General features: G+C 66.6%; 17 protein-coding genes. All 17 read right to left on the bottom strand.

The window, feature by feature from the left end; genetic code table 11:
* Positions 1 to 262: 262 nt before the first annotated feature.
* The 17 genes from murA to rpmE all read right to left on the bottom strand — a co-directional run bounded on the left by murA (position 263) and on the right by rpmE (position 15,205).
* Positions 263 to 1,525: a UDP-N-acetylglucosamine 1-carboxyvinyltransferase gene (gene murA / locus NE2_RS14730; protein WP_063026491.1), complete on the bottom strand. Its 1,263-nt coding sequence runs from the start codon at positions 1,523 to 1,525 to the stop codon at positions 263 to 265.
* Between the two features lie 10 nt (positions 1,526 to 1,535).
* Positions 1,536 to 2,144: a cob(I)yrinic acid a,c-diamide adenosyltransferase gene (locus NE2_RS14725; protein WP_062961540.1), complete on the bottom strand. Its 609-nt coding sequence runs from the start codon at positions 2,142 to 2,144 to the stop codon at positions 1,536 to 1,538.
* 24 nt (positions 2,145 to 2,168) lie between these two features.
* Complete coding sequence (locus tag NE2_RS14720; RefSeq protein ID WP_030518273.1) at positions 2,169 to 2,591, bottom strand: DUF2550 domain-containing protein; 423 nt, start codon at positions 2,589 to 2,591, stop codon at positions 2,169 to 2,171.
* A gap of 482 nt (positions 2,592 to 3,073) precedes the next feature.
* Positions 3,074 to 3,448, bottom strand: a complete 375-nt coding sequence (locus tag NE2_RS14715; RefSeq protein WP_030518274.1) for a F0F1 ATP synthase subunit epsilon — start codon at positions 3,446 to 3,448, stop codon at positions 3,074 to 3,076.
* A 6-nt stretch (positions 3,449 to 3,454) separates the two neighbouring features.
* On the bottom strand, positions 3,455 to 4,903 hold the full coding sequence (gene atpD, locus NE2_RS14710; protein ID WP_030518275.1) for a F0F1 ATP synthase subunit beta: 1,449 nt from the start codon (positions 4,901 to 4,903) through the stop codon (positions 3,455 to 3,457).
* A gap of 21 nt (positions 4,904 to 4,924) precedes the next feature.
* Positions 4,925 to 5,893: a F0F1 ATP synthase subunit gamma gene (locus NE2_RS14705; protein ID WP_063026489.1), complete on the bottom strand. Its 969-nt coding sequence runs from the start codon at positions 5,891 to 5,893 to the stop codon at positions 4,925 to 4,927.
* Positions 5,894 to 5,947: 54 nt separating this feature from the next.
* Positions 5,948 to 7,585, bottom strand: a complete 1,638-nt coding sequence (gene atpA / locus NE2_RS14700; protein WP_063026487.1) for a F0F1 ATP synthase subunit alpha — start codon at positions 7,583 to 7,585, stop codon at positions 5,948 to 5,950.
* A gap of 62 nt (positions 7,586 to 7,647) precedes the next feature.
* Entirely contained in the window at positions 7,648 to 8,457 is an 810-nt protein-coding gene (locus NE2_RS14695; protein ID WP_030518278.1) for a F0F1 ATP synthase subunit delta, read from the bottom strand.
* Positions 8,458 to 8,546: 89 nt separating this feature from the next.
* Complete coding sequence (locus NE2_RS14690) at positions 8,547 to 9,101, bottom strand: F0F1 ATP synthase subunit B (RefSeq protein WP_039776814.1); 555 nt, start codon at positions 9,099 to 9,101, stop codon at positions 8,547 to 8,549.
* 5 nt (positions 9,102 to 9,106) lie between these two features.
* A complete protein-coding gene (locus tag NE2_RS14685) occupies positions 9,107 to 9,355 on the bottom strand; it encodes an ATP synthase F0 subunit C (protein ID WP_025347580.1) in 249 nt (82 codons plus the stop codon).
* A gap of 70 nt (positions 9,356 to 9,425) precedes the next feature.
* Positions 9,426 to 10,202 carry a F0F1 ATP synthase subunit A gene (gene atpB / locus NE2_RS14680; RefSeq protein WP_081879867.1) on the bottom strand — a complete coding sequence of 259 codons (777 nt, stop codon included), beginning with the start codon at positions 10,200 to 10,202 and terminating at the stop codon, positions 9,426 to 9,428.
* A 319-nt stretch (positions 10,203 to 10,521) separates the two neighbouring features.
* The gene (locus NE2_RS14675; RefSeq protein WP_030518281.1) at positions 10,522 to 10,974 is read right to left on the bottom strand and encodes a Cg1360 family ATP-synthase-associated protein; all 453 of its coding nucleotides are present in this window, start codon (positions 10,972 to 10,974) and stop codon (positions 10,522 to 10,524) included.
* 22 nt (positions 10,975 to 10,996) lie between these two features.
* Positions 10,997 to 12,148 carry an MraY family glycosyltransferase gene (locus NE2_RS14670; RefSeq protein WP_030518282.1) on the bottom strand — a complete coding sequence of 384 codons (1,152 nt, stop codon included), beginning with the start codon at positions 12,146 to 12,148 and terminating at the stop codon, positions 10,997 to 10,999.
* A gap of 11 nt (positions 12,149 to 12,159) precedes the next feature.
* Positions 12,160 to 12,825, bottom strand: a complete 666-nt coding sequence (locus NE2_RS14665) for an L-threonylcarbamoyladenylate synthase (RefSeq protein WP_036498542.1) — start codon at positions 12,823 to 12,825, stop codon at positions 12,160 to 12,162.
* Positions 12,826 to 12,896: 71 nt separating this feature from the next.
* Positions 12,897 to 13,799, bottom strand: coding sequence for a peptide chain release factor N(5)-glutamine methyltransferase (prmC, locus tag NE2_RS14660; protein ID WP_228816566.1), 903 nt, complete (start codon positions 13,797 to 13,799; stop codon positions 12,897 to 12,899).
* Positions 13,796 to 14,878, bottom strand: a complete 1,083-nt coding sequence (prfA, locus tag NE2_RS14655) for a peptide chain release factor 1 (protein ID WP_063026485.1) — start codon at positions 14,876 to 14,878, stop codon at positions 13,796 to 13,798. The genes prmC and prfA overlap by 4 nt, the downstream gene beginning before the upstream one ends.
* 90 nt (positions 14,879 to 14,968) lie before the next feature.
* Positions 14,969 to 15,205 (bottom strand): 50S ribosomal protein L31, encoded by a 237-nt coding sequence (gene rpmE / locus NE2_RS14650; RefSeq protein WP_030518286.1) that lies wholly within the window; start codon positions 15,203 to 15,205, stop codon positions 14,969 to 14,971.
* Positions 15,206 to 15,892: the final 687 nt, after the last annotated feature.

Genomic DNA, 15,892 nt, shown 5'->3' with positions numbered 1-15,892 from the left:
CACGCACTCACCATCTCCCAGATTTTCATCTGTTCGATCGGCGAGGCAACTTTTCCAGCTTAGCTCAACCGTCGGACCCGAACCAAATCGGGGTCTCGGTCGAACCAGTGTGATCGTCAGGCGCTCCCCGTACTACCTCGTTGTCCCCTTGCCTCCCGGCCCGGGGTTGGTGTCCGTGTCGCTCTGACCTGGAATAAGTTACGTGGCGGTTGATTCTATGTCAAATCGCCTGGTCAGGAAGGTCTTTCGGATGTACGGCCGACTACGCCGGCGTGCCGACCCGTTCCACCTCGGCGCCCAGCGAGCGCAGGTTCTCCACGAAGTGGGGATAGCCGCGGTCGATATGGAACACGTCGTGGACCTCGGTGACGCCGTCGGCGACCAGACCCGCGAGCACCAGACCCGCGCCGGCGCGGATATCCGACGACCACACCGGCGCACTGGACAGCCGCGGGATGCCCCGGACCACGGCATGGTGGCCGTCGGTGCGGGCGTCGGCGCCCAGGCGGATCATCTCCTCGACGAAGCGGAAGCGCGCCTCGAAGATGTTCTCGGTGATCATCGACGTCCCGTCGGCGATGGTCGCCAGGCCGATCGCCATCGGCTGCAGGTCAGTGGGAAAGCCCGGGAACGGCAGGGTGGAGAAGTTCACCGCGCGCGGCCGCTCCGGTTGTTCCACCCGGAAACCGTTGGGTTCGAACGTGATTCGCGCACCCGCCGAACGCAGTTTGTCCAGCACCAGCGAGAGGTGCTTGGGGTTCAGGCCGGTGACGCGCACGTCGCCCCTCGTCATCGCGGCGGCGATTCCCCAGGTCGCGGCCACGATGCGGTCGCCGATCACCTGATGGGTGGTGGGCGCGAGTTTGCGCACGCCGGAGATGGTGAGCACCGAGGTGCCGGCGCCGTCGATGCGCGCGCCCATCTGGGTGAGCATGATGCACAGGTCGACGATCTCGGGTTCGCGCGCGGCGTTGTCGATCACCGTCTCCCCCTCCGCGAGCACCGCGGCCATGAGAATGTTCTCGGTCGCGCCGACCGACGGGAAATCCAGCCGGATGCGCGCACCCTGCAGCTCGTCGGCGCGCGCGACCAGGCAGCCGTGCTCGATTTCGCTGGTCGCGCCGAGCAATCTCAGACCGGCCTGATGCATGTCGAGTGGACGGGACCCGATCGCATCGCCGCCGGGCAGGGCGACGACCGCGCGCTTGCACCGCGCCATCAGGGGCCCCAGCACGCAGACCGATGCGCGGAACTGCGTCACCGCCGGGAAGTCGGCGTGATACTTCGGCTCGGCCGGAGTGGTGATGGCGACCACCGATCCGTCGACGGTGACATCGCAGCCCAAACCGCGCAGAACCTCCGCCATCAGCGGCACGTCGAGGATGTCCGGGCAGTTGGTGATCGTCGTCGTGCCTTCGGCCAACAGGGCGGCGGCCATCAGCTTGAGGACGCTGTTCTTCGCGCCACCCACCGCGACCTCGCCGACCAGCCGGCTGCCCCCGGTCACCAGAAACCGTTCACTCACGGGGGCCAGCCTAACGGGAGGGCTGGTCGGTCGCGGCCGGTCCGCCGGTCTCCGATCCCCCGGGCCGCCACAGCACGTCACCGTCCGGGTTGGCCACCCGGCCGAGGATGAACAGCAGATCGGACAGCCGATTGAGGTATTTCGCGGGCAACACGCCGATGTCGTCCGGATGCGCGTCCACCGCCGCCCACGCCGCGCGTTCCGCCCGCCGCGCCACGGTGCGGGCCGTATGCAGCAGAGCGGCCAACGGCGTGCCGCCGGGCAGGATGAACGAATTCAGCGGAGCGAGTTCGGCGTTGAACTCGTCACACCAGCGTTCCAGCCGGTCGATATAGGACTGGGTGATCCGCAGCGGCGGATATTTCGGATCCGGCACGACCGGGGTGGACAGATCGGCGCCGGCGTCGAACAGATCGTTCTGCACCTGGCGCAGCACCTCGGCGATGCGCGCTTCCGGCTGCCCCAGGGCGAGGGCCACACCGAGCGCGGCGTTGGTCTCGTCGCAGTCGGCGTAGGCCACCAGCCGCGGATCGGTCTTCGGGACCCGGGAGAAGTCGCTCAAACCGGTGGTGCCGTCGTCGCCGGTCCGGGTATAGATCTTGGTCAGATGCACACTCATTGCTGGTGACCACCTATTTCTGGGTCAACGTCCCGGTCGGCGCCGGATGCGTTCGGAGGGCCGCGATTCGACCCAGGACAGGAATGCCGTCAGCGCCGGGCGATCCAGGGCGAGTTCATAGCTGCCGTCACCGTCGGAGACCGCGATCACGACGATGTCGTCGGTCATGATGTCGTACTCGTCGCCCACCGGGGAACGCCGATCGACCACTTCGATGCCCAGCCGCCGGATGGTCGAATCCGGTCCCACCTTCAGGCTGGTGAGCTTGTAGAAGACGAGCCGGGATTCGCCGTAGCGAATCAGACCGTGCCGCCACCCTTGACCACCCTGCGCCGGAAGGACGCGCAGAATCGCCGCGGTTCCACCTCGGCGCAACATGATCAGGCGATACAGCGACACCAGCGCTACGCCGACCAGCAGCAGCACCAGAATGATCAGAAGCACCATCCCGGTCCGCAATCCAGGTCCGTCCCTTCGCTTCGCCCCTGTGCCGTCGCCAGCGCCGTGCCATCCCCGAACAAGGCCGCTCCCGCAGCGAGTCTACAAACCAGGGCGCCGCGGCACACAGCCGGTACATCCGTTCCACAAACGAGGATATCGGCCGATTCGCCGATCCGGAGGAAGGTGATGAGAGGCACACTCGCACAAGGGCATTCGAAGCCCCTCAGGGTTGGCTGTGCGCGGGTTCACGGTGGGTCTCGTGTTCGCCGCCGGCATCGGGTCGCGCTCAGGCCAGAGTGAAGGGCGCACCCCGGACAGTCACCCTGGCGCGGGTGTGGCCGATTCACCACTGTCACTCGGCGGCGGCATACCGCCGGACTTCTCCTCGTCGGATTCGAGCGAATTCCGGCAGAAGCGCCGTGTGGCGGCCCGGAGATCCGGACCGCCACACGGTTGCGCTATTCCGTTGTCGCCCTGAGGCGTTCGCGTCAGGCGCTCATCGCTTCCACCGCGCGAATTCGCGCGGTCGCCGCATTCTGTTCCTGCTCCGAGGCATTCGGATCGGCCAGGACCGCGCGGGCGGCGTCGAGATCGATATCGCCCGCGAATTCCGCCGATTCGGCGAGAATCCGGACCGCCTCACCCGTGCACGAGAAGAAACCGCCGTGTACGGCCGCGACGATCCGCTCGCCCTCGGTGCTGTCGATGGTAACGATCCCGCCCTCGACCAGCTGGCCGAGTACGGGCTCGTGACCGTGCAGAATACCGATCTGACCTTCCGTGGTCTGGGCGCTGACGAAACTCGCCGTCCCCGACCACAGCCGCCGCTCGATGGCGACCAGATCAACTGACATATCCGCCATGGTGGACTACTTCCCGGCGATCTTCTTCGCGGCCGCCTCGACGTCGTCCAGGCCACCGCAGGAGTTGAACGCCTGCTCCGGCAGGTGGTCGAATTCGCCCTTGCAGACCCGCTCGAAGTCGTCGATGGTCTGCTCCAGCGGCACGACCGAACCCGGCTGACCGGTGAACTTCTCGGCCACGATGAAGTTCTGGCCGAGGAACTTCTCCAGACGACGCGCCCGGCCGACGAGGACCTTGTCCTCTTCGGAGAGCTCGTCCATACCCAGAATCGCGATGATGTCCTGCAGTTCCTTGTACTTCTGCAGGATTCGCTTGACCTCGTTGGCCACCGCGAAGTGCCGCTCGCCGACGATCGAGGCCTCAAGGATTCGCGAGGTCGAGGTCAGCGGGTCGACGGCGGGGTAGATACCCTTCTGCGAAATCGGGCGGGAGAGCTCGGTGGTCGCGTCCAGGTGGGCGAAGGTGGTCGCCGGCGCCGGGTCGGTGTAGTCGTCGGCGGGGACGTAGATCGCCTGCATCGAGGTGATCGAACGACCACGGGTCGAGGTGATGCGCTCCTGCAGCTGACCCATCTCGTCCGCCAGGGTCGGCTGGTAACCGACGGCCGAAGGCATACGACCCAGCAGGGTCGAGACCTCGGAACCGGCCTGGGTGAAACGGAAGATGTTGTCGATGAACAGCAGCACGTCCTGACCCTGCACATCGCGGAAGTACTCCGCCATGGTCAGCGCGGACAGCGCGACGCGCATACGGGTGCCCGGCGGCTCGTCCATCTGGCCGAAGACGAGGGCGGTGTCCTGAAGGACGCCCATCTCTTCCATTTCCAGGTGGAGGTCGGTGCCCTCACGGGTGCGCTCACCGACGCCGGCGAACACCGACGTACCGGAGAACTCACGCGCGATACGGGTGATCATCTCCTGGATCAGAACGGTCTTGCCGACACCGGCACCACCGAACAGACCGATCTTGCCGCCCTTCACGTACGGGGTCAGCAGGTCGATGACCTTGATGCCCGTCTCCAGGATCTCGGTCTTACCCTCGAGCTGGTCGAAGGCCGGCGGCTGGCGGTGGATGCCCCACTGCTCGCCGTCGCGGCCCAGGCCGGGGGTGTCGAGGCAGTCGCCGAGGGCGTTGAACACGTGGCCCTTGGTGACGTCGCCGACCGGAACCGAGATCGGCTTGCCGGTGTCGGACACCGGAACGCCGCGGACCAGGCCGTCGGTCGGCTGCATCGAAATGGTGCGGACGATGTTGTCGCCCAGGTGCTGCGCGACCTCGAGGGTCAGGGTCTTGGCCACCGACGGCAGGGTGACGTCGGCGTGCAGCGCGTTGAACAGCTCAGGGATGGCGCCGCGGGGGAACTCGACGTCCACAACGGGGCCGTTGACCCGGACGACGCGGCCTGTGCCAGCGCCCGCCCGGCTTGCGTTTTCTTGGGTGACAGCTGCGGTCATTTGTCTTCTTCCGTGGGGGGCTTAGTCGCGATCCGAGGACGCAGCCAGCGCGTTCGCGCCGCCGACGATTTCACTGATTTCCTGCGTGATGTTGGCCTGCCGGATCGAGTTCGCCTCGCGGGTCAGGGTGTTGACCAGCTCGGTGGCGTTATCGGTGGCAGCCTTCATTGCGGTGCGGCGCGCGGCCGACTCCGAGGCCGCGGCCTCGAGCAACGACGAGTAGATGCGGGTGTTGATGTACTTCGGCAGCAGGGCGCCGAGCAGCTTGTCCGCATCCGGTTCGAACTCGTAGAGCGAGGTGATCTTCGCGTCCGGCGAGTCGGTGAGCATGTCCTCGCCGAGTTCGAAGTTCTCGTCGATGAAGCTCACCTGGATCGGAGCGAGCCGGCGAACCTCGGGCACCTGCGACAGCATCGAGACGAAGCGGGTGTAGACGATGTGGATCTCATCCACGCCCTCCATGGTCCCGCCGCCCGGGGCCTCCACCTCGGTCTCGGAACCCGCCATGAACACATCCACCAGGTGATGGCATGCGGCCGAGGCATCGGTGTAGTGCGGCTGCTGCGAGAACCCGGTCCACGAACCGGCCAGCGCCCGGTTGCGGAACGAGTAGTACGTCAGGCCCTTGTTGCCCATCACGTACAGCACCGGCTCCTTGCCCTCGGAGCGCAGCGTGGTGATGAGCTCCTCGGTGCGCTTGAGCACGTTGGAGTTGTAGCCACCGCACATACCGCTGTCACTGGTGATCACCAGGATGGCGGCACGGCGCGGAGTGGCCCGCTCGGTCAGCAGCGGGTGGTTGAGATTCGACGAGGCACTGGCCAATTCGCCGAGCACCTTGGTGATCTCTTCCGCATAGGGCTTCGCGGCGGCGACCCGAGCCTGGGCCTTGCTGATTCGCGAGGTGGCGATCAGCTCCTGAGCCTTGGTGATCTTCTTGATCGAGCTCACACCACGAATACGGGAGCGCAGTTCGCGCAAGCTTGCCATCAGCGGTTCACACTCCCTTCGCGTATCGCATTGGTCGGCATGGTCGGACCCGGCTTACTTCTCGACGTGCTTGCGGGTGACCGACAGCGACTCGACCTCTTCGTGGTCCAGCTCGCCGGCCTCGGCCTCGTTGACCACGCGGCTGCCGTCGGAGGCCAGGAAGCCCTGCTTGAACCGCTCGGTCTCGGTCTTGATCGCGTCGGCGGCCTCGCCCTCGAGGACCTTGCCACCGGCGATCGACTCGAAGGCCTGCGGCGCGGCACGGTGCAGCGTCTCCAGCAGCTCGGAGTTGAAGCGGCGGATGTCACCGACCGGCACCGAGTCGTAGTAGCCGGCGTCGACCAGGTAGATCGAGACGATCTGGTCCTCGACGGCGACCGGCGAGTACTGATCCTGCTTGAGCAGCTCGACCCAGCGGGCACCACGCTCGAGCTGCGCCAACGAGGCGGCGTCCAGGTCGGAGGCGAAGGCGGAGAACGCCTCCAGCTCGCGGTAGGAGGCCAGCTCCAGACGCAGCGAACCGGCGACCTTCTTCATGCCCTTGGTCTGCGCGGCGCCACCGACACGGGAGACGGAGGTACCGACGTTGATAGCCGGACGCACACCCTTGTTGAACAGGTCGGACTCGAGGAAGACCTGGCCGTCGGTGATGGAGATGACGTTGGTCGGGATGAACGCCGAGATGTCGTTGGCCTTGGTCTCGATGATCGGCAGACCCGTCATCGAACCGGCGCCCATCTCGTCGGACAGCTTCGCGCAACGCTCCAGCAGACGGGAGTGCAGGTAGAAGACGTCACCGGGGTACGCCTCACGGCCCGGCGGGCGACGCAGCAGCAGCGAGATGGCGCGGTAGGCCTCGGCCTGCTTGGACAGGTCGTCGAACACGATCAGGACGTGCTTGCCCTGGTACATCCAGTGCTGGCCGAGCGCGGAACCGGTGTAGGGCGCGAGCCACTTGAAACCGGCGGAGTCGGAGGCCGGGGCCGCGACGATGGTGGTGTACTCCATCGCACCGTGCGCCTCGAGCGCGGACTTCACGCCGGCGATGGTGGAGCCCTTCTGGCCGATCGCGACGTAGATGCAGCGCATCTGCTTGGTCGGATCGCCGGACTCCCAGTTGGCCTTCTGGTTCAGGATGGCGTCGATGCAGACCGCGGTCTTGCCGGTCTTGCGGTCGCCGATGACCAGCTGACGCTGGCCGCGGCCGATGGCGGTCAGCGCGTCGATGGCGGTGATGCCGGTGGCCATCGGCTCCTCGACCGGCTGGCGCTCCAGCACGGTCGCGGCCTGCAGCTCCAGCACGCGGCGCTCGTCGGCCTCGATCTCGCCCAGGCCGTCGATCGGCTGCCCGAGGGGGTTGATGACGCGGCCCAGGAACTTGTCGCCGACCGGCACCGAGAGCACGTCACCGGTGCGGCGGACCTGCTGGCCCTCTTCGATGCCGTCGAACTCACCGAGGATGACCGCACCGATCTCGTCGGGGTCGAGGTTCAACGCGACACCCAGCACACCGCCGGGGAATTCGAGGATCTCGTTGGTCATCGCCGACGGCAGGCCGCTGACGTGCGCGATGCCGTCACTGGTGTCGGTGACCGTGCCGATTTCCTCGATGGAGGTTTCGGGGGTGTAGCTCTGGGTGTAGCTTTCGATCGCGCTACGGATCTCATCGGGGGAGATCGTCAGCTCCGCCATGGTTCTTCCTGCTCTCGCTGTGGTCTGGAATGTCGGGGTGGGTGCCGGGCTCGGGGGCTCGGCTAGGCCAGGGCCTGGCGCAGGCGCTGCAGTCGGCCGACGGCGCTGCCGTCGATGACGTCGTCGCCGATGCGCACGACGACACCGGCCAGCAGTGCCGGATCGACCTGCACGTGGATGGTGACCGGCTTGTCGTAGATTCGCTGCAGCGATGCGGCGAGATGCTCCCGCTGCTGCTGCGTCAGGGCCGTCGCCGAACGAACGTGCGCGACGATCTGCTTGCGCAGCGACGCCGCCAGATCGGACAGCTGGTCGAAGGCGACGCCGACATCACCGCGCGACCGGCCGACCGCCTGCTCGGCCAGCTGCATGGTGACGTCTTCGACCTTCCCGGCGAGCAGCCGCGCCAGCAGGTCGCGCTTGGCGGCCGCCGGCTTACCTCGATCGGTGAGTGCCTGCTCCAGATCCGGGTTGTCCTCGACGGTGCGGCCCAGCCGGAACAACTCGTCCTCGACGGCGTCGATACGTCCGCGGTCGGCCGCGGCGCGCAACAGCGCCTCCTGCCCGAGCAGCACCAGGGTGTCGACCAGATCTCGGGTCCGAGACCAGTCCTGGGCGACGGCAGTGGTCAGCACGGCCTGGGTGGCCGCGCTGATCTTGCCGCCGAAAACGCGTTCGGCCAGTTCGGCACGCACCGAACTCGACACCGACTTATCCGCGAGCGCCACACGCAGCGAACGCTGGTCGTCGAGCACGGCGACTACGGCGAACAGTTCGGAGCCCGTCGTGGCGGCGACGGAGTCACTCCCGGTGAGTGCGGCCGAAAGAGCTTCCCTCGCACGGGAACTCGCCTCGCGGCTCGCTGCGTACATGCTTCCCACTTTCACTGTGTTGAATTCCGGGGCCCGGAGTGGTCGGGCGCCGGTGACTTGCGTCACCGACAAGACCTCTCAGGCGCAGGTTACCTTCCGACCCCGATGCCGGCCTTCTGATCCAGCTCGGTGAGGAACCGATCGATGGACGCCGCCTGCTTGGCTTCGTCCGCCACGGACTGCCCGATGATCTTCTCGGCCAGGTCGACCGCGGTGCGGCCGAGCTCGGACCGGAGCTCGGTCACGATCTGCTGACGCTGCGCGTCGAGCTGGGCGTGACCGGCGGAGACGATGCGATCGGCTTCGGCCTGAGCCTCCGAGCGCAGCTGCGCGAGGATCTGCTGGCCCTGGGTACGCGCTTCCTCACGGATGCGCGCGGCCTCGAGCCGAGCCTCGGCCAGCTGCTGCTGGTACTGCTGCAGGGTTTCCTGCGCCTCGGCCTGCGCGGCCTCGGCCTTGGCCATGCCGCCTTCGATCTTCTCCGAGCGCTCGTCGAGCACCTTCGTCAATCGAGGAACCACGTACTTGTAGAACAGGATCCCGATGACGACAACGCACACCACCGACCAGACGATGTCGTATGGCTCCGGAATCAGAGGGTTCTTGTCCTCTGCATTCTCGGCGAGCAAGTACATGCTGTTCATCGGAATCAGAAGATGAAGCCGGCGACGAGGCCGATCAGCGCGAGGGCCTCGGTGAACGCGATACCCAGGAACATGTTGGTCCGGATGGTGCCCTGCAGCTCGGGCTGACGGGCGATGCCCTCGATCGCCTTACCGACGACGATGCCGACGCCGACACCCGGGCCGATCGCGGCCAGACCGTAACCGATAGCGCCGTAGCCCTTGACCCGATCCGAGGTCTGGGCGAGTTCGGCGGCCACGTAGGAGAGGCTCATGAGATTTCTTTCCCTTTCTGTTGCCCACCCGCCCGGCGGCCGGTGGGGCAGTTCTTGTGCGGTCGTGCGGTCAGTGCGAGTCGGCGTGCTGCGCGAGGCCGATGTAGACGGCCGTCAGGAGCGCGAACACGTAGGCCTGCAGGAAGATCACCAGGAGTTCGAACAGGGTGAATCCGAATCCCGCGAGCAAGGAGAACGGCGAGAAGATCTTCATCCACGAAGCGGCGTCGAAGAGGAAGAACTGGGTGGCGCTGAAGAACAGCACCAGCATGATGTGACCGGACAGCATGTTGGCCATGAGTCGGACGGTCAGCGTGAACGGACGCAGGATGAAGGTCGAGATGAACTCGATCGGAATCAGCAGCACGTGCAGCGCGACCGGAACATTCGGCACGACGATGGACGAGCGCATGTATTTCCAGAAGCCGTACTTGCGGATACCCACGTAGTTGAAGGCGATATAGGCGATGACCGCCAGCACCAACGGCATACCGACGCGTGCGTTCGAGGAGATGTTCAAGAACGGGATGACGCTGGAGAAGTTCAGGAACAGCACCGTGAAGAAGATCGTGGCGATCAACGGGAAATACCGGCGGCCACTTTCCTTGCCGAGCACCTCTTCGCAGATCTGCTCCCGAACGAACAGCAGACCGATTTCCGCGGCGTTCTGCAGTCCGCGCGGCACCAGGCGCGGGCTCCGGAATGCGAGCAACATGACCGCGACCAGGACTGCCGCCATGATGATGCGAATGAGCATCAAACGGTCGAGCTCGAAAGGCGTCCCCTCGAACAGCACAGCCGGAGGGAAGAAGTCTTGCAGCGAAGGCGCGTGGAACTCGCCCGCCAAAGTGGTGACGCTCAGCGTTCTCTCCCGTGTTCGGGCCGCGAGACATGTTCCATCTCGCGGTTCGATCGGACATTGACGATCAGGTGGGTCGACTCAGGTCGGCTCGAAGTTCGTCAGCAGCTGCGCGGGAAGTCCCGCTGTGGCGTCTGTACGTCGGCGACATCGTCGACGGTGCAGGGCCGGATCTTCTCACCGAAGGACCGGCACGGCAGCAAGCATAACCTCTCGCACCGGCGACGATGCGGTCGGCCCCGTTGGTTCGGATGCTTACGGTAAAGAGTTTACCAAGGTATCTACGACAACGTGTAGGGGGTCTTGTTCACACGTTCGAACGATCTTGGTCGGCGGAGCCCGCGGGCGGGTCGATCACCGGAACACGTTGGCGCAGAAGCCCGTACGTCTCGGCTCCGAGAACAATCAGCAACGCGCCTACGACGGTCAGGAAGAGGGTGCCGGGGCTGTAGAAATCGAACTGGTGCAAGATCGCGACCACGATCATCACGACCAGTATTTTGCCGATCCAGCTCGCCAGCATCACCATGCCCTGAATGCCGGAATCCAATTTCGCACTGAACAGCACAAGCGCGGCCGTGGTGAGAATGAAGAAACCACCGATCGCGGATCCGATGAGCGCGCCCCAGAAACCGGCCCAGCCCGCGACGATCGAGCCGGCGACGACCGAAACCACCACCAGCACGCACAATCCGGCGATGCCGTAACGCAGCGCTGCTCGAAGTGGCGCGTCGGGGTGCAATTCGGGTGCCGTGCTCACGTCGAGCCACTTTACCCGTTCCTTACTTGCGGCGACCGCGGAGCCCGACCACTTCGCGCAGCGATGGGACGGCCGTCACAACCAGGGCGAAAACCAAACCCGCCGCGAACAGCAGAACCACCACGCGACGGTCCATCAAAGACGTTCCGACGGCCGCGAATGCGAGCACGCCGACCCACAGATAGATCAACAACACCACGCGTCGGTGCGAATGGCCGATCTGCAACAAACGGTGATGCAAATGCATTTTGTCGGGAGTGGAGAAACTCACACCCGCGCGCACGCGACGCACGATCGCCAGCACCAGATCCAATACCGGAATGAACATCACCGCTCCCACCAGCAACAGCGGTGACAGCAGACCCACGATGTCGCGCGGCCCGTATCCGGTGAGCGGAATTCGGCCGGACGCGCCGGTCGACACCGCGGCGAGCATCAAACCGATCAACATCGAGCCGGAATCGCCCATGAATATTCGCGCCGGGTGGAAATTGTGTGGCAGAAATCCCAGACATCCGCCCGCCAGCGCCGCGGCCAGCAGGGCAGGCGGATAGCCGTCGGTGGCACCGCCCTGCTGGTAGAGCAAACCCACGGTGAACACGAAGACCGCCGCCGCGGCGATCAGCCCCAGCCCGGCCGCGAGACCGTCGAGGCCGTCCACGAAGTTCATCGCGTTGATCATGGTGACGGTGATGGCCACCGTGACCACCCAGCCCTGCAGCTGGTCGAGCACGACCGTGGTGTTGCTGAACGGGTTGTAGATGGCCACCCAGCTCAGGCCCATCACGGCCATCGCCCCGGCGGCCGAGATCTGGCCCACGAACTTCGTCAGCGCGTCCAGGCCCCAGCGGTCGTCGACGATGCCGACCAGGACGATCAGCGTGCCCGCGACCAGCACGGCCGGAATGTCGCGCGGGTAGTCGAAACCGCGGCGCAGCGCCGGCAGCTGGTGGGCGAACAGCACCGCGGCCAGTACGCCCAGATAGATGCCGACCCCGCCCATGCGGGGAATCGGCTCGAGATGCACATCACGATCGCGTGGCACCGCGATGGCGCCGAAACCGATGGCCAGCACGCGAATTCCGCCGGTGGACAACATCGTCACCACCGCGGACACGAGCAGCACCAGAAGCAGCTCGCGCAGCGGGACGACCGCACCCTGACTGAAAACCATCTACCAGGCCGTCAGCGGGTGGTCTCGGGCGAGAGTTCGTCCGGCGCCATGCCCAGCACCTCGGCGACCTGCGCGACGGTCACCGCGCCGGCCCGCAGCACCCGCGGGCGGTCGCCGGTCAGGTCCACGATCGTGGAGGGCACGCCGTGTTCGGCCGGGCCGCCGTCGAGGTAGACGCCGACCTGGTTCCCGAGCTGGTGTCGCGCCTCGGTGACCGTCGTGGCGGGCGGCTGCCCGGAGACGTTCGCGCTCGATACGGCCATCGGGCCGACCTCGCGCAGCAGTTCCAGCGCGATCGGGTGCAGCGGCATGCGCAACATCACCGTGCCCCGGGCGTCGCCGAGATCCCAGGCCAGCGAGGGCGCCTGCTGCACGACCAGGCTCAGCCCGCCCGGCCAGAAGGCGCGGATCAGATCCCGTGCCTGCGGCTGCACGGAGAAGACGAGTCCGTCGATGGTGTTCCACGAGCCCACCAGCACGGGCACGGGCATGTCGCGCCCGCGCCGCTTGGCCGCCAGCAGACCGGCCACAGCCGTGGAATCGAACGCGTCCGCGGCGATTCCGTAGACCGTATCGGTAGGGATGACGGCCAGCCGTCCGGATTTCAAGGTGGTCCGCGCGGCGGTCAATCCGGCGGCACGAGAATCGGGATCGGAGCAGTCGTAGACGGTACTCACGGCGGTGAGTCTATTGAATGTGTCTCACGGCACGTTGCCCGGCTTCGCGCAAATTCTCGGCAATCCGCGCGTCAGCGAGTGCGACGGGCGGCGACGAAGCGCGGCCGGCCGGCCAGATCCGGATGTTCGACGATGTCGGAGAATCCGCCATGCCCGGCGAACAACGCCGCGACCTGGGCACCGTGCGAGTCGTCGTGTTCGACGGCGGTCACGCCCTCGGGCCGCAGCAGCCGCGCGATGGTGGCGACCATGGGGGCGATCACCTCGAGTCCGTCCGGGCCGCCGAACAGCGCGAGATGCGGATCGTGTTCGGCCACTTCGGGATCCAGCCGTGCGCCGGTGGGGATGTAGGGCGGGTTGGCGACCACGACGTCGACGCGGCCGTCCAGCTCGGCCAGCACGTGCGCGTCGGTGACATCGCCGGCATGCAGAACGATCGGCGTATCTCCCTGCGCCGCTTGCCGATCGACGTTGCGCTGCGCCCATTGCCTTGCGGTGGCGTCGATTTCGACCGCGTGCACCTCGGCGTCGGGACGGGCGTTGGCGATCGCCAGGGCCAGCGCGCCCGATCCGGTGCACAGGTCGACGACGATCGGGGGGTGCTCGTGGCCCGCCGCCTCGAGCTGGGCCAGCGCCCACGCGAAGATCAGCTCGGTCTCCGGTCGGGGGATGAAGACGCCGGGGCCCACCGCCAGATCCACCTCACCCATGGAGGCCGCGCCGGTCAAGTGCTGCAGCGGCACCCGCTCGGCCCGGCGGGCCACCAGTTTGTGGAACCGTGCGAGCTGTTCCGGGGTGACCGTCGGGATCAGCGCCAGGCGCGAACGCTCGACCTCGAGGACGAAGCCGGCCAGGAATTCCGCGTCGATCTGCGGGCTGTGCACCCCGGCCGCCGCGAGCGTGCGGGCCGCGTCGACGATCGCGGGTCGCAGCGGCAGCCGGTGCTTGCCCGACTCGCCCGGGTCCGGCATCATTCCGCCGCGAGCCGGGCGGTGCGATCGGCTTCGCCCAGAGCGTCCAGCAGCGCGTCCAGTTCGCCGTCCAGCACCGAATCCAGATTGTGGGCCTTGAAGCCGATGCGGTGGTCGGTGATGCGGTTCTCGGGGAAGTTGTAGGTGCGGATGCGCTCGGAGCGGTCGACCGTGCGGATCTGTGACGCGCGGCCCGCGGCCGCGTCGGCCTCGGCCTGTTCCTCGGCCAGGCTCTGCAACCGCGCCGAGAGCACCTGCATCGCGCGGATCTTGTTCTGCAGCTGCGAGCGTTCGTTCTGGCAGGTCACGACGATGCCCGTGGGCAGGTGCGTGATGCGGACCGCGGAGTCGGTGGTGTTGACGCCCTGGCCGCCCTTGCCGGAGGAGCGGTAGACGTCGATGCGCAGATCGGATTCGTCGATCTGGACCTGTTCGACCTCGTCGGGTTCGGGGTAGATCAGCACGCCGGCCGCCGAGGTGTGGATGCGCCCCTGCGATTCCGTGACCGGTACGCGCTGCACGCGATGGACCCCGCCCTCGAACTTCAGCCGGGACCAGACGCCGTCGCGACTGGGCTCGCGGCTCTTGATCGACAGCGTCGCCTCCTTGTATCCACCCAGGTCGGACACGTTGGCGTCGAGTACTTCGACCTTCCAGCCGTGCCGTTCGGCGTAGCGGATGTACATGCGGGCCAGATCGGAGGCGAACAGGGCCGACTCCTCGCCGCCCTCCCCCGACTTCACCTCGAGCACGACATCGTCGGCATCGTGCGGATCGCGGGGGGCGAGCAGATCGGTGAGCGTCTTCTCCAGTTCCTCGACCTGCTGTTCGAGGCCGGGCACCTCGGCTGCGAAGGACGAGTCGTCGGTTGCCAGCTCCCGGGCCGCGGCCAGATCGTCGCGTGCCGCGGTGAGCTTGGTGTAGGTCGACATGATCGGCGCCAATTCGGCGAACCGCTTACCGACGCGACGGGCCTCACCGGGATTGTTGTGCAGCGCCGGATCCGACAGCTGGGTTTCCAGGCCGGCGTGCTCGGCGAGAATGTCGTCGATGGCGGATGGGGCCGTGATCTTGTCGGCCATGGCGGTTATGCCTCCTGCTGGGAGCTTTCGGTCACCTATAAACGCACCAACGCCCGGCCTGCGAATGCAGGACGGGCGTTGGCGGGGCAGCTACTTGGCTTCCGAACCCTCGGCCTTCTTGGCGCGCTTGCCGTAGCGGGCCTCGAAGCGGGCGACGCGACCGCCGGTGTCGAGGATCTTCTGCTTGCCCGTGTAGAACGGGTGGCACTGCGAGCAGACCTCGACGGTGATGTGGCCCGACTCCTTGGTGCTGTGAGTCTGGAAGGTGTTGCCGCAACCGCAGACAACGGTGGTCGGCACGTATGCCGGGTGGATTCCTGCCTTCATGGGTGTCCTCTCGATCTGGCCCCGGGTCGCCCCGGCCCACGGCTGTATCTGCCGTGCTGCCGTGCTGGACGTGAACCGGAACCGACTAGGCGGGATGGTCTGCCGATCGCAGACGCACCGACGGTCCAGTATGCCAGAACCGCCGATACGCACTCACAACGCACCCCGCACCGGATTTGTTCCGGCATCGGCGCGCCCCGGAAGGCCGCACACCCCAAGGAAGTGACGGCACGCGTACTCGCGATTCTCGAGCCACCCTGAAAACGAGTAGTCGGCTACTCGGGAATATGAACACCTTTGTTCGTAGATTCGGTGCAGGAAGAAGACCCATGGCAATCGAACCGACGATCCGAGGACAGCAGTGAATTTCCACACCGCGCGGGGGGCGAGTAGGAGATCGCGCGCCCCGGCCGTCGGCGAGCCCCGCCCCGGAGACCGCCGCCTCGGAGACCGCACCATCCACCCGGTGCCGGGCCACGGACATGCGAAGGAAATCGGCGCGGCGACCGTATTGGCCACGCTGGGCGCACTCGTCGTCACCGGGTGGCTGACCGCCTCCGGCACCCCGCCCCGCGCGACCGTCGCGACGCCCGCCGGACCGGATCGGCCCTACGAATTCGCCGCGACCTCGGTCTCCACCGGGTCCATCACCGGCGTCACCGCCCTGATTCTGATCTGCCTGATCAC

Source organism: Nocardia elegans NBRC 108235, assembly GCF_001612845.1.
GTDB lineage: Bacteria > Actinomycetota > Actinomycetes > Mycobacteriales > Mycobacteriaceae > Nocardia > Nocardia nova.
Note: the sequence above shows the minus strand (reverse complement) of the source record. Positions and strands in the feature narration are given on the sequence as shown.